Origin of the sequence: Roseovarius sp. EC-HK134 (assembly GCF_902498815.1) — a bacterium.
Lineage (GTDB): Bacteria > Pseudomonadota > Alphaproteobacteria > Rhodobacterales > Rhodobacteraceae > Roseovarius > Roseovarius mucosus_A.
Map to the genome: position 1 here is coordinate 3,587,090 of NZ_LR701544.1, position 14,151 is coordinate 3,601,240.

13 protein-coding genes and 1 pseudogene are annotated in these 14,151 nt (G+C 62.8%); 3 read left to right on the plus strand and 11 right to left on the minus strand.

From position 1 onward, the window contains the following. Positions 1-8: 8 nt before the first annotated feature. The gene (locus tag GC127_RS21195) at positions 9-1,232 is read right to left on the minus strand and encodes an MFS transporter (protein ID WP_151979910.1); all 1,224 of its coding nucleotides are present in this window, start codon (positions 1,230-1,232) and stop codon (positions 9-11) included. Between the two features lie 157 nt (positions 1,233-1,389). Between GC127_RS21195 and GC127_RS21200 the strand changes: the two genes are divergently transcribed. After that, on the plus strand, positions 1,390-2,373 hold the full coding sequence (locus GC127_RS21200) for an SIS domain-containing protein (RefSeq protein ID WP_008280353.1): 984 nt from the start codon (positions 1,390-1,392) through the stop codon (positions 2,371-2,373). A 7-nt stretch (positions 2,374-2,380) separates the two neighbouring features. Here GC127_RS21200 and glp read toward each other — a convergent pair. The 4 genes and pseudogenes from glp to GC127_RS21220 form a co-directional block, all read right to left on the minus strand. Continuing rightward, positions 2,381-4,464, minus strand: a pseudogene (gene glp, locus GC127_RS21205) (gephyrin-like molybdotransferase Glp). Continuing rightward, positions 4,461-4,952, minus strand: coding sequence for a molybdopterin-guanine dinucleotide biosynthesis protein B (gene mobB, locus GC127_RS21210; protein ID WP_151979521.1), 492 nt, complete (start codon positions 4,950-4,952; stop codon positions 4,461-4,463). The pseudogene glp and the gene mobB overlap by 4 nt, the downstream one beginning before the upstream one ends. Then, complete coding sequence (mobA, locus tag GC127_RS21215; protein WP_151979522.1) at positions 4,949-5,584, minus strand: molybdenum cofactor guanylyltransferase MobA; 636 nt, start codon at positions 5,582-5,584, stop codon at positions 4,949-4,951. The genes mobB and mobA overlap by 4 nt, the downstream gene beginning before the upstream one ends. Continuing rightward, a complete protein-coding gene (locus tag GC127_RS21220) occupies positions 5,581-6,471 on the minus strand; it encodes a formate dehydrogenase accessory sulfurtransferase FdhD (protein WP_151979523.1) in 891 nt (296 codons plus the stop codon). Before GC127_RS21220 ends, mobA begins: the two co-directional genes overlap by 4 nt. Before the next feature lie 58 nt (positions 6,472-6,529). On the opposite strand from GC127_RS21220, the gene GC127_RS21225 reads away from it, so the two are divergent. Beyond that, the gene (locus GC127_RS21225) at positions 6,530-7,252 is read left to right on the plus strand and encodes an AzlC family ABC transporter permease (RefSeq protein WP_008280358.1); all 723 of its coding nucleotides are present in this window, start codon (positions 6,530-6,532) and stop codon (positions 7,250-7,252) included. Further along, positions 7,249-7,581 carry an AzlD domain-containing protein gene (locus GC127_RS21230; RefSeq protein ID WP_008280359.1) on the plus strand — a complete coding sequence of 111 codons (333 nt, stop codon included), beginning with the start codon at positions 7,249-7,251 and terminating at the stop codon, positions 7,579-7,581. The genes GC127_RS21225 and GC127_RS21230 overlap by 4 nt, the downstream gene beginning before the upstream one ends. A gap of 12 nt (positions 7,582-7,593) precedes the next feature. Here GC127_RS21230 and idi read toward each other — a convergent pair whose 3' ends face one another. From idi to GC127_RS21260, 6 genes are all read right to left on the minus strand, one after another. Continuing rightward, entirely contained in the window at positions 7,594-8,109 is a 516-nt protein-coding gene (idi, locus tag GC127_RS21235) for an isopentenyl-diphosphate Delta-isomerase (protein WP_008280360.1), read from the minus strand. Further along, positions 8,106-9,284 carry a geranylgeranyl diphosphate reductase gene (locus tag GC127_RS21240; protein ID WP_237183534.1) on the minus strand — a complete coding sequence of 393 codons (1,179 nt, stop codon included), beginning with the start codon at positions 9,282-9,284 and terminating at the stop codon, positions 8,106-8,108. Before GC127_RS21240 ends, idi begins: the two co-directional genes overlap by 4 nt. 2 nt (positions 9,285-9,286) lie before the next feature. Beyond that, positions 9,287-10,579: a BCD family MFS transporter gene (locus GC127_RS21245; protein WP_008280362.1), complete on the minus strand. Its 1,293-nt coding sequence runs from the start codon at positions 10,577-10,579 to the stop codon at positions 9,287-9,289. Then, positions 10,576-11,487, minus strand: coding sequence for a chlorophyll synthase ChlG (gene chlG, locus GC127_RS21250; protein ID WP_151979524.1), 912 nt, complete (start codon positions 11,485-11,487; stop codon positions 10,576-10,578). Before chlG ends, GC127_RS21245 begins: the two co-directional genes overlap by 4 nt. A 68-nt stretch (positions 11,488-11,555) precedes the next feature. Next, positions 11,556-12,986 carry a transcriptional regulator PpsR gene (gene ppsR / locus GC127_RS21255; protein WP_237183535.1) on the minus strand — a complete coding sequence of 477 codons (1,431 nt, stop codon included), beginning with the start codon at positions 12,984-12,986 and terminating at the stop codon, positions 11,556-11,558. A 36-nt stretch (positions 12,987-13,022) separates the two neighbouring features. Then, positions 13,023-13,817: a B12-binding domain-containing protein gene (locus GC127_RS21260; protein WP_232279176.1), complete on the minus strand. Its 795-nt coding sequence runs from the start codon at positions 13,815-13,817 to the stop codon at positions 13,023-13,025. Positions 13,818-14,151: the final 334 nt, after the last annotated feature.

Here is a 14,151-nt window from a genome sequence, read left to right on the forward strand (position 1 = left end):
CCGCCTGTTCAGGCCGGCAGCGGGTTGCCCGTTCTGGTCCGGGTGCGCATCAGGATCAGAACCATGATCCCGATGTTGAGGAAATTCCAAGCAATGCCGTTCAGAAACGCCATGTGATAGCTGCCGGTCAGGTCATAAATCCAGCCCGACATCCAGCCGCCAATCGCCATGCCGGCGATGGTTGCCATCATCACAAATCCCACGCGCCGCCCAGCCTCGGCACTGGGCATATACTCTCGCACGATCACCGCATAGCTGGGCACAATGCCGCCCTGCGCCAAGCCAAAGACAAGGCTGACGACATAAAGCGAGGTCAGCCCGCCCGAGGGCAGGTAGAGGAAAAGCGCCAGACATTGCAGCGCCGAACCGATCAAAAGCGTGCGCACGCCCCCCAACCGATCCGCAAGCAGGCCTGAGACCAGACGCGATGCAACCCCGCCCAAAAGCATGAGCGACAGCATCTGTGACCCCACGGCAGGGCCATAACCCAGATCAACGCAATAGCTTACGATATGGACCTGCGGCATCGACATCGCCACGCAGCAGCCCACCCCGGCAAGGCCCAGAAGCAAGGCCAGAGTGCGCGGCGACAGCCCCGTCGCCCCAGCACGGGCCGAAGACAGGCTGTCAGCATGGGCGCGCGCCGCCAAAGGCACCCGGCGTCGCAACAACAGCGCAAGTGGGATCACCCCTGCCACCGTGACGACCGCCAGCACCATATAGACCGCCCGCCACCCCTGCTCTGCCAGAATACCGGCAAGGATCACCGGCCAAATTGCCCCTGACAGGTAATTACCGCTGGCGGTGATCGCCACAGCAATCCCGCGCCGCTTTAGAAACCAGAGCGAGACATCAGCAATCAGCGGCCCGAAACTGGCGGCAGATCCGAAACCGATCATGAATTGAAGCGTCGAGAGCAACAAAACCGTGGGGCTCATCGCAGCCAGGGCCGTCGCAGTGGAGATCAGAAGCGCTGACCCGATCAGCGCCGCCGTGACACCAAAACGGTCCACCACCCGCCCGATACCAAGGTTGCCCAGCGCAAACCCCACCATGGTCAGCGTATAGGGCATAGAGGCCGCCGCGCGGTCGACGCCAAACTCGGCCTGCATGGCGGGCATGACCACGATGATGGACCACATACCGGCATTGCCGATCATGGCAATGGCCAAAGACACGCCAAGGCGTGTCCAGGCATAGCGGCTGTCGAGAAGGGCGGTATCGGCGTTCATGGCGCGACGATAGGACGGCGCGCAGAGACTGACCAGATGGAAAAGAGCGGCCTTCAACGGGTTGTGATGGGGCGGCATTTTGCTGCAATCTCTATCCCGTGCTTGGCCCGGCGCGCGCGACAGGCTAACACTTGCCGCAAAAAGGAGGGCTCAGCCCATGTCGACCGCCAAGACCCAAACCGGGACCCAGATCGAAACCCCGACCGAGATTGCCCGCGACGTCATCCGGATCGAGGCCGAGGCTCTCAGCGCCCTCCACGCGGACCTGCCCATCGACTTCGATGCAGTGGTGACGCGCCTTCTTGAGGTCAAGGGTCGGGTCATCGTCTCGGGCATGGGGAAATCTGGCCATATCGCCGCCAAGATCGCGGCAACCATGGCCAGCACCGGCACGCCGGCGCAATATGTTCATCCGGGCGAGGCAAGCCATGGCGATCTGGGCATGATCACACGGGAAGATGCGCTGATCCTGATCTCGAACTCTGGCGAAACCCGGGAACTGGCCGATATCATTGCCCATAGCCGCCGCTTTGCGATCCCTCTCATCGCCATAACCAAGAAGCCGGACAGCACCCTTGGACAACAGGCCGATTTCCGTCTGACCCTGCCCAATGCCCCCGAGGCCTGCGCCATCGGCATGGCCCCCACCACCAGCACCACCTGCACGCTGGCCTTGGGCGATGCTCTGGCTGTGGCGATGATGCGGCTACGGGGCTTTGAGCGCGAGAACTTTCTGGCCTTTCACCCCGGCGGCACGCTGGGCGCACAGCTTTTGCGCGTCTCTTCGGTCATGCACAGCGGCGCGGCGCTGCCCGTGGTCAGCGCCGAGACCCCGATGGGCGAAACCTTGATCGAGATGACGGCCAAGGGCTTTGGCGTGGCGGCTGTGGTCGAAGAAGGTCGGCTAATGGCGGTGATCACCGATGGCGATTTGCGCCGCAACCTGTCGGACCTCATGGCACGCACTGCCGGAGAGGTAGCCACCCGCAACCCCCGCAGCATCCTGCCCGAGGCGCTCTTGTCCGAGGCTTTGGGCGTGATGAACACCCACAAGATCAGCGCGCTCTTTGCCGTGGATGAGAGCGGGCAATTGCGCGGCCTCGTGCATATCCATGACATCCTGCGCGCCGGGGTCGCCTGATCCCGGATCAGGCGCTCAGAAAGCTCGCATAGGGGATATAGCGCACCGGATCACCCGGCTGAATGGTCACCGCACCGTCAGGCAATTCCACCAGACCTTCGGCCCAGCTTAGGCCACTGATCCGCCCCGAGCCTTCCGAGGCGAAAACCTCTGCCCGCCCCTCGCGGATCCGCGCGCGCAGATATTCACGGCGGCCCGGTTTCTTGCGCTTCTCAAAACCGGCAGGCACGTGAAATCCCTGCGGCAGCGACCAGCCCGCCCCGGACAAGAGCCGCAACGCAGGCCGCGCAAAGATCAGCGCACAGACAAGGGCCGCCACCGGATTGCCCGGCAGGCCAAAGACCGGCACACCGCGCCAGAGGCCAAGCGCCAAGGGCCGCCCCGGTTTCAGGGCGATACGCCATTCGGCCATGGCCCCCGCCTCATTCAACAAGGCCGATACGTGATCCTCATCCCCCGACGACGCGCCGCCAGAGGTGAGAATGGCATCCGAATCTTCCGCCGCACGATCCAACGCGGCGCGAAGCGCTGCGCGGTCATCGGCAATACGCCCCAGATCAAGCGGAGCATAGCCCATCTGCCCTACAAGGCCCAAAAGCATAGGACGGTTCGCATCATAGATCTGGCCGGGTCGGGCGGGATGACCGGCCTCTACCAGTTCATCGCCAGTGGAGATGACCGCGACGCGCAGCTGTTCATGCACTGGCAGATCCGCCACGCCAACAGCGGCGCAAAGCGCCAGATCGGCAGGGGTAATCACACGGCCCGGCGCAAGTACCGGCGCATCTGCCGCCACATCCTCGCCCGCGCGGCGTGTATTGGCACCGGGCTTTAGCCCCGCACGAAACGCGATACGCCCCGCGCCCAAGGTCACATCCTCTTGCAGGATCACGGTATCAACGCCCTCAGGCAGCGCAGCCCCCGTCAGCACGCGCACCGCATGGCCGGGGGGCACGCTGTCGGGATAGGGCACACCAGCGGCGGCGCGCCCCTCAACCAGCGGCAGCGTTTGATCGCCAGCGGTCAGGCTGGCATGGGCAAAGCCATAGCCATCCACGGCGGTATTCGCCTCGGGCGGGTTGGCGCGCAGCGCGGTGACGGGTGCGGCCAGAACGCGACCCAAGGCCTGAGCGAGCGGCGCGCGGGTCTGGCCCACCACGGGACGCAGCCGATCTCGCAAAAGCGCCAATGCGTCATCGACCGGCGTCCAATCCACGCCCGCAGGCAGTGCAAAACAATCATTGCGCAGGGGTGGCGGCTTGAGCACGTCGTCACATGCGGCAATCAACGCCGCCTCATATCCCAAACCCAGAATCCAGCCTTCTTCGGGCGCATCTACAGCAAGCATTTCGGCCAGTTGGTCCTGAGGCAAACGCGCCAATGCGCGCGCCATCAGCCGAACCTGATGCGCATCCCGGATCTCGCCCAAGGGTTTGACAGCGGCATTGATCAGCCCCGGCCAGATTTCGACCAGCGCCACGGGCTTGTCCAACACCTCGAACGGCCAGACAGACACTTGCCCGTAAAACCTGCGTCTGAGCCGGTTAAGCACCGGCAGCCCGGTCAGAACCTGCCCACCCACGGCCCCCGCGCGGTGAAGGCCCCCGGTGCCCGCGCCTCAGCCGCGCGCTTCTCAGCCATGCCATGGCCTGCGCGCGTATCCTTGCGCGGCAACCCGTCAATCTCGCGCTTCAACCCGTTGAACCAGAATGGCCCCACGCCGGGAAAGCGCCCGTTGATCTCGCCCGCCACATCAAAGCGGTTATTGCCGCCCGGTGCATCCTCAATCACCGTTTCCAGCCAGTCCCAGACGGCAAAGGGATTGTCGCAGCCAGTCAAACCTCGGGCAAACCCCGCCGGAAAGCCAAAGGGAAAATCCACCCCGATGAGCAGCCTGCGCCCCGCCGCAAGCTCTGCCGCAATCAGGGCCATTAGCGCCGCCTCGGCCTCGGCCCGGTTGCGCAGATACATCGGGGCCTCATCCACCCCGTCGCGTGTCACCCCCAGCCAGATCGCATCGCGACACGGGCGCGGCCCGGTGTCGTTGCCGCCCGACCAATCCAGCATCGCAAACGTGTCAAACCGGTTCACAACGCCACCTCCGCCAAGATGAAATCGGCAATTGCCTTGGTGTCGTTAAGGTCGAACAGAGGCCGGTCGATCGTCAACGCCGTATCGCTCGCCACGGCGCGGATGGTGGGATCATCGGTGGCAATCAGCGGATTGCCGGTTTCGGCGCGAAACGCCTCGACCTTGGGATGGCGATCACGCTTGTAGCCCTCGACCAACACCAGATCGACGGGGGATAGTTTCTGCAAAAGCGCTTCCAGCGTCGGTTCGCCCTCTTCGCGCAGTTCATGCATCAGGGCAAAGCGGTTACGCGAGGCCAAGAGCACCTCGGTCGCGCCCGCCACGCGGTGGCGGTGACTGTCCTTGCCCGGTTGGTCCACGTCAAAGGTATGATGCGCGTGTTTCACAGTGGAAACCGTATAGCCGCGCCCCGTGATCTCGGCCACCAGCCGCTCCATCAGCCCGGTCTTGCCCGCGTTCTTCCAGCCGGTGACGCCATAAATCCTCATGCTGATAGTCTCCTGCGTGCCGCGTCCAGATCCCCGGGCGTATTGACGTTGAAAAAGGGATCGAGCGCGTCGTCAAATACCGCCTCGCGCCCGTCATGTTTGTCGGTCCAGAGCACCACCTTGCGCAGCCCGTCCAACAGGGCCGCGCGCAGATCATGCCGCAGCGCCGTCGGCCAGAGGCCAAAGGTCGGATGGCGGATCAAACCGCTGCCGCTCATGGATTTGGTCTCGGTGTCACCACGCGGGGTGGCGGCAAGAACGAGGGGATGGGTCATGCCCTCTGCCACGCCTGTCAGATGCGCCACAAGATCGGTCGGGAAAAACGGCGTATCGGCGGCGACAGTGACGATTATGTCGGCCCCCTGCCCCGCAGCCCAATCAAGACCAGCCAGAACGCCCACCAGCGGCCCGGCGAAACCGGGGATGGGATCGGGCAGCACCGGCAGGCCAAAGGCCGCAAAGCGGGCGGGCTCGCCATTTGCATTCAGCGCCATCGCCCCCACCTGTGGGGCCAGACGGTCGATCACATGCGCAAGGATCGGGCGATCATCAAGGGCCAACAGCCCCTTGTCGCCGCCGCCCATGCGCGTGGCTTGCCCGCCGGCAAGGATGACACCAAGGGGCTCGGTCATTCGTCGGCCCCTTTGCGGCGGTGTTTTTTCTCCTCATCGCCCACGCTTTCGGGGTCCGCATCCCGCAACAGGCGGTCATCCCCCGCAAGACAGACAAAGCGCTTGCCGCGCATCCGGCCTATCAGCGTCAGCCCCACCTGGCGCGCGATTTCCACGCCCCACGCGGTAAAGCCAGAGCGAGAGGCCAGCACCGGAATGCCCATCATCGCGGTCTTGATCACCATTTCCGAGGTCAAACGCCCGGTGGTGTAAAGCAGTTTATCGCCCGCCTCGACACCCTCGCTCAGCATCCAGCCCGCGATCTTGTCCACGGCGTTGTGGCGGCCCACATCCTCCATATAGACCAGCGGGCGGTTGCCTTGGCAAAGCACGGTGCCGTGAATCGCCCCCGCCTCAAGGTAAAGCGAGGGGGTGCGGTTGATCACACTGGCCAAGGCATAAAGATCCGAGGTCTTGACCGTCACGGCAGGCAGGGTCACGCCCTCGAGCCCCTCCATCATATCGCCAAAGACCGTGCCCACGGCACAGCCGCTGGTGCGGGTCTTTTTCTTGAGCTTTTCCTCGTAACTGGTCTGGCCGTCAGTGCGCACGACGACGGTGTCCAACTCTTCGTCGTAATCCACGCCCAAGACCGTCTCTTGCGGCCCCAGCATCCCTTGATTGCGCAGGAACCCAAGCGCCAGATATTCAGGGTAATCGCCAATCGTCATGGCAGTCACGATTTCCTGCGCATTGAGGAAAATCGTCAAGGGGCGCTCCTCGACCACCGAAATCTGCGTGCGGTTGCCCTCGTGATCCATCCCCTCGACCGCGCGCGTAAGGCGCGGGGCGGCAGGATCGGGCGCGATGAGATAAGACAGGAGGTCCTCGGTCGTGGCCAATTGCATCTCCTTCTGGCATTGGATAGGCGGTGTCAGGGCACGGGGGCAACTTAGGGGGCAAGCGGTGCATAGGCAAACCACCAATTCGACCTATTGGCAAGGCGTGCGCGACGGTGCGCCCTTCATTCTCGTGATCGTGCCCTTCTCGTTGCTCTTTGGCGTGGTCGCGACCGAGGCTGGATTGAACGTGTTTGAAACGCTCAGCTTTTCGGTTCTGGTGATCGCAGGTGCGGCGCAATTCACCGCGTTGCAACTGCTCAGTGATGGCGCGCCCACCGCGATTGCGCTCATTTCTGCACTGGCGGTCAATTTGCGGATGGCGATGTATTCGGCCTCTCTCACGCCCTATATCGGCGGGGCAAGTTTGGGGCAGCGGGCGCTGGCCGCCTATTTCACCGTCGATCAAAGCTATACCTGCGCCATCGTCGCCTTTGAAAAAAACCCCGGTTGGTCAATTCCCCAAAGGCTCGCGTATTTCTTTGGCGTTGTCACGCCGATTTGCCCGCTTTGGTATATCTTCACGCTGGTGGGGGCGCTGGTTGGCACCTCGATCCCCGAGGGGCTGGCGCTTGATTTTGCGCTGCCGATCACCTTTCTGGCGATGATCGCGCCAATGCTGCGCACGCCGGCGCATCTTGCGGCTGCCTTTGTATCCGTCACACTGGCGCTGGTCTTTGCGTTCCTGCCCTATAACCTCGGGCTTCTGGTCGCCGGCGTTGCGGGCATGATGACCGGCGCGCAAGTCGAGCTGATGCTTGAGCGGCGCAAGGAGGCGCGGTTGCCATGATCGACAAAACTAGCCTCTGGATCGTGATCGTGCTTTTGGGTCTGGGCAGCTTTGGGCTGCGCTTTGTCTTTACCGGGCTGATCGGCGACCGGCCCCTGCCCGCGTGGCTGCTCCGGCATCTGCGCTATACCGCCGTCGCGGTTCTGCCGGGGCTGGTGGCGCCCTTGGTGGTCTGGCCTGCGGCGACGGGTGGCACGCTTGATGCCCCGCGCATGGCGGCGGCGCTGGTGACGCTGATCGCGGGCTATCTGCTGCGCAACGTGATCGTGGCGATTCTCTTGGGCGCGGTCACGCTTTATGGCGGGCTTGCCCTGATGGGGCAGATGTAAAGGCGAACGCCCTCAGGCGAAAATCTGCGCCGCATGCTCTGCCATGTAAATCCGCAACCATGGCGTATAGCGCGTGGGATGCATGCGGATCGCGGCGTTCAACGCATTCAGCGAGATCCAGCGCGTCTCCATCACCTCATCCGGGTTCGGGGCAAGCGCACAGCGCGCAGGCAGGCGGCACATGAACATATCCACCACCTCATGCTCGGTCAGACCACCGCCCACATCGGCGCGGTATTCGACCTGATCACGATGGGTGAGCGAGAGGCCGGTGATGCCCAACTCCTCGGACAGCCTGCGATGCGCGCAGGCCAGCGGATCTTCGCCCCAATGCGGATGGGTGCAGCAGGTATTGGCCCACAGACCGGGCGTATGATATTTGCCAAGCGCGCGGCGCTGAATCAAAAGATCCTCACCCGCCATGACAAAGACCGACACCGCCTTGTGCCGCAAGCCGCGCTGATGCGCCTCGAGCTTGTCCACGGCAACCAGATCACCGCCGATCCATGTCGGGATGAGCGCTGTCATGTTCGGGTCGCGGACACCAGCCGCGTCAGATGGGCGAGGTTCTTCAACCCGATCTTGAGATGTGCCATGGGTCGCGCCTTGACCAGTTTCTTGTTCATATAGGCCTCGAATGTCAGCCGCTGCACGTCGATGTCATGGCAGAGCGAGACAAAGCGCTCGCGCCGCTCGTCGGACCTATAATAGGCATTTTGCATCGACGCCAGAACCCGGAACACCGTTTTATGCTCGCGCATGAAAAGCTGTCGCGCAAGTTTGAGATCGCGCACCCGCCCCGAGGCAAGGCAAGCACTCGCCGCCGTCGCGGCCACCCGACCGCCGACCATGGCATAGTAAATCCCCTCACCCGAAGACGGCGCAACCACGCCCGCCGCATCGCCCGCCAAGACCACATCGCGGCCATTATCCCAGCAATCCAACGGCTTGAGCGGAATCGGCGCGCCCTCGCGGCGGATTGTCGGACAGTCCGTAAGGCCAGAGGCCGCGCGCAAATCGGCGGTGGCCTGTTTCAAATCGACATCCTTGATCATGCTGCCCATGCCAACGCTCGCGGATTTGCCATGCGGAAAAACCCAGCCGTAGAAATCCGGCGAAATCGCCCCGTCATAGATCACATCACAGCGCTTGGGATCATAGGCGGCGGTGGCCTCCGGGGCCTCGATAATCTCGTGATAGGCGATGACATAGGGGATGCGCTCGGCCCCCGGCACCTCGTCCCGCGCCACGCTGGAGCGCGCGCCATCGGCCCCGATGATCAGCCGCGTGGGTAGGCTGCGTGCGTTACCCGTAACCTTGTCGCGGTAGATCACCGCCGGTGTCGGCCCGCTGCGATCAATCCGCAGATAGGTGCCCGTGGCGCGCACAGCCCCGGCCTGTGCCGCACGAACACGCAGGAACTCGTCGAAATGCTCGCGATCCACCATGCCGACAAAGCCGTTTTCAATCGGAATATCCACGTGCCGCCCGGTGGGCGAGATCATGCGCGCGGTGGTGATCTTGGCCACGATCTGCGCGTCAGGCAGGTTGAAATCGGCAATCAGGCGCGGCGGGATCGCCCCGCCGCAGGGCTTGATCCGCCCGGCACGGTCCAAAAGCGCCACCTTATAACCCGAGCGGGCCAGATCCTCGGCTGCAGTGGCCCCAGACGGACCGCCCCCGATTACAACTACGTCAAACATGGTCATTCCCCCGGAACAAGCGTCGCGCCGCGGTCGCGGCCATGATCAATCACCCTGAGCGCCATCAGCGCCGAGAGCACGAAAAGTCCGGCCTCAAAGAAAAAGACCGTGCCGAACGCCGTAGCATCCGTATCAGACAATAGGCGCATCACATCGACCGAGGCCGCGCCCATCAGCCCACCGAAACCTGCGGCCATCGCTTGTGCCGCGCCCCAGAGACCCATCCGCGTGCCTTCGCGCGCCTCGCGCCCCTGCCCCGCCAGCGCCATCATCGCGCCAATCGCGCCCACCGCGAACATGCCGTTGAAGAACCCGAGCACGACGACGATCGGGACGAATGCCGCCGCCGCGCCCGAGGCCCCGAGCAGCGCAATCGCTGCAAGCGCCGAAGCCGAACCCAAACAGCCCCCCACCACCCAATGCCGGATCGAACCAAGCCGAAGCCCCGTGGCGGCAACCCCGACGGTCAGCATGCCAAGGAACACCCCGCCATTCTGCGCACCGCTGAGCTGCGTGGATTGGCCGGGGGTGAAATGAAACACCAACCCGGCATAGGGTTCCAAGATGAGTTCCTGCATGAAATAAGCTGTCATCGACAGGAAGACGAAAATCGTAAAAAGCCGCGCCTCGCGCTCGGCCCAGATTTCGGCCAAACCTTCACGAAACCGCAGCGGCGCATCAGCACGGGCAGGCTGCGCCCCAACGCGCGCCTCGATGCCGTGAATGGCAAGCGCTGTCAGCACCACCGCGCCCAGTGCCACAACGCCCACGATTTCCAGCAACAAGGCCGGGGTATAGGGGTCGAGAAAGGCACCCACCGTGGTTGCGGTTACGGCGATGCCGCCGATCATCATCAGCCAGGTGATCGTGGCCGCCGCCGCCCGCCGCCGCGGGGCTGTGGCCGTGGCCAAAAGCGCCAAAAGCGAGGTGCCCGACGCACCGACACCCAACCCGATAAGGGCATAGGCAAGAATAGACAGGCCCAGACCAAGGCCGAATTGGCTTTCCATGATCACCACGGCAAGCGCCGCGAGATACCCACCCGAGGCCAGGACCGCCATTCCCCCGATGATCCAGCGGGTGCGATGCCCGCTCGTATCCGAGAGATACCCCCAATTGGGCCGCGTGATCTGAATGCCGTAATGCAGCGCCACCAAAAGACCCGGCAGCACCGCAGGCAGCGCCAGTTCAACCACCATCAGGCGGTTGAGCGTCGAGGTGGTCAGCACCACCACCGCGCCAAGGCACATCTGCACCAGACCCATGCGGAAAATCTGCAACCAACTCAGCGTCATGGCGCGCCTCCGATCATGCGCAGGGCAAAGGCCGCGATCATCATACCGGTGACATAGGCCATGACGCCTGTCCCGTTATACCAAGGCGCACGGCCCTTGGGATCAGAGAGAAGAATACGCATTGCCCAAAACTGGCCAAGCAAAAGCACGGCGATTGCGGCAGCATGCCACGGGCGGCCCCAGGCCAGCAAAAGGCCGATCACCGCCAGTTGCGGCAGGGCCATCACGATACAGGCCACGCGCGCCGCCCGTTCCGGGCCAAGTGTGACGGGCAAGGAATTGACGCCCGTCTGGCGGTCGCCCTCCAATGCCTTGAAATCATTGAGTGTCATGATGCCATGCGCGCCAATGGCATAGAGCGCAGCAATCACGATAACCGGCCCGCTGGGCGCGCCTGCGGCCAACACCGCCGCGCCCGTGAACCACGGCAGCCCCTCATAGCACAGCCCGACAAGGCCCGGCCCCCAGATACCCGACCGCTTGAGGCGCACCGGCTCTGCCGAATAGGCCCAAGCCGCAAGCACGCCAAACACCGTCGCGCCAAAGCCCCAAGGCCCGAGGAACGCCCCCATCCCCAGCGCCAGCGCCGACATCGCCAGCGCCACCCACAGCCCCCAACGCCCCGGCACCCGGCCAGAGGGAATCGGGCGATGCGGTTCGTTGATCGCGTCCACATGCCGGTCACACCAGTCATTCGCCGCTTGGCTCATGCCACAGACAACCGGCCCCGCCAGCACCATGCCCAGGATCACCAGACCCCAGTTATTCAAAGGAGAAACGCCCGAAGAGATCACACCGCACAGGTAGGCCCAAATGGGCGGAAACCATGTGATCGGCTTGATCAAGGTCAGCAGGGCCCGAGGCTCTGGCAGGCGGCGCACGATGTGTAAGGACTCTGTGACACTCATAGTGTCAATTAAACTATACAATCCATCGAGAGGGAAGAGGATTCTCGAATGCAGGCGCGCAAATCGGCCTATTCATCATCCTGTGCGTTGATCAACCCGAACTTGCGCAGCTTGACATAGAGGCTCTGCCGAGACAGGCCCAGCATTTCGGCGGCTGCGACCCGGTTGTTGTTGGTCAGGCGCACAGCGGTTTCGATGCACATCTTTTCGACCACGTCCGAGGTGGCAGATACCAATTCCTTGAGCGAGGCTGTCCCGACAAGGTCCATCACATTGCGCATCGCTTCTTCGCTGACCACGGCCGAGGCTTCTTCGACATTGGGCAGATCGCGGGGGCTGGTATCGCGAATGATCAGGCCAACACCCAGATCGGCATTGCGCCCACGCAGGCGCGCGGCGGAAATATCCACGGACGTGCGCGTGCCAACGATGCTCTGGACCTGTGCGGCATAGCTGCGCATCCGGCCGGTTTTGCGGGTGTTATCCAGAATAAGCTTGAGATCGACACTGCCCCGCGACAGGAAATCCGCCATCGAACGGCCCTGCACATCCCGCAATTGCGCGGCATCGGACAGCACCAAAAAGCCCTCGTTCGCATCCCGAACCAAACCATTGGCATCCAGCAGCACGATTGCATCGCTCGCCGCTTCAAAGAGCGCCGTCAGCGATTGCGCCGATTCAGGGCGCGCCGCCTCTTCATCCTCGACCGGTGCCATGCGGCACAGCATCAGCACCTCGCCCGAGGCGCGAAAGAAATCCGGGCTCAGCTGCACCAGCCGCCCATTGCGCCGCGCCACAGCCTCTACCCCGGTGATTTCATCCGAGGCCGCCGCAGCGCGCAACTGATCCATGAACCCGCCCCGCCGCTGCCCTTCAAAGGCCTGCGCAAAAGCATTGCCCGCAAGCACATCCCGCTTGGACCCAAGCAACAGCGCCCCGGCGGAATTGATGTCACGAATGCGCCCCTGATCCGGCTCGACCAGAACCAGCGGCGTCTCGGACGCCTCAAGCACCACCCGGTAACAGGTCTCAATGCCGCGAAACTTTTCCAGCTCCCGCTCGCGCGCCATCTGCTCGCGCACCAGACGCTGCTGAATTTCCGCCAGCGGCTGCATATCGCGCCCCAGCAAGAGAACGCCACCACTGTCCGGATCACGGTGCAACGTGTAGCGCACCGGGAATTCCCAATTGGCATTGTCTCGGTGATTCATCTCCAGCGGGCGCGGCAGGGCATCAGGATCAGCCCGCATCTCTAACAGACGGGCATCAAACTTGGTGCGGCTTTCAACCGTGAGGAAATTGCGGAAATCCCGCCCAACCCAATGCTCCAGACTGCCCAATTCAGGCAGGTCCGGGCTAACCGATATGGCGACCACAAGAGATTTGTCGTCAAGCATGACCGCGATGTCAGAGGCTTGCTCGATCAAGCGATCAACGCTCGATGATCCGGGCAATCCACCCGTTAGGGGCCGCTCAGACGTCCTGTTCTGCTTCGTCACGCTGCTATCCCAACTCTCGCGCGCAGGGCGCGCGGATTACGTATTCGCGTCGATTGATAACGGATCAACCACGGATGCAAGACCGCACAGCTCAATTGCTTCTCGTGCTGTCCGTACTGCAAAATCCGCGCCAGTCCGCTTTTCCACTTCTCTCGGCTTGTCCACCAACCGCCCTCCGATAACGATGGGCGGACAGCTGTCCAAATTAGAACGTAGGTAATCTATCAATTCCGTCAATTGTTCAAGCGTTTTCAGACTTCCCGCCGTGATACCGGCCATGGCGAACCTGCCAGACCCAAGCAGATGTTTCAGCTCCTCAACCTCCAGCCCGATGGCCATGTGGACCCAAATACCATGTCGGCGGAACTGATCCGCCGCGACAAAAGCGCCAATCGAGTGATCCTCAAAGGTTGGCACAATCATCAACACCGACTGACCAAGCGGAATACTGCGATCCATCCAGCCGCCCAGATCGGCCGCGTCCCGCGACCGGAACAGCGCCTGAAGCCGGGCCGCCCCCACCGTTACATCGACAAAGCTTGCCTTGTCCTGCACCCACATCTCTCCAAGAAAGCGCGCGGCGTCGGGAACATAAGTCTGATAGATCTCGTTTGAGGAAATCCCATTGGCCACCATCGAGGCGATGACCCGCTGATGCGCCGCTTCGGATTCGTCCGTAAGCGCGGCGCACAGCCGTGCAATCCACTCACCGCGGCTCTTGGGAATATCTCCGCCCTGCTTGTCGAGCGCCACCTTTCGCAAGGCGGATTCGACAAGAAACCGTATTCCTGATGCTTGCGGACCAGACCCGCTGTCGTCGGGTTCCCTCATGCGTTGCCCTCCCAGGCGACCCTACTATCCCGCGATCCTCTGCGTTTCACTATACTGCGAATCGCGCACGGGACAAAAGGGCGGCGCGTTTTCTGCTCCGTATACCTAGTGTGCGGGCGCAGAGGTCAAATGTCAAATTATCCTGACAGACCAAGGCAACAAATCTGCCCCGCGCGCGGAATCCATGCGTATCGGGGTAAAATTAGGCAAACCACACGCAGAATGGGCGATCAACCGCCTAAAAAAGCCGCTGAAGCCGCGCCGCAAAGCCGCCGCACGACACGCGTCCAGATTTCATTACAAGTTAACCGCGCCCAAAAGTGTAAATTATAAT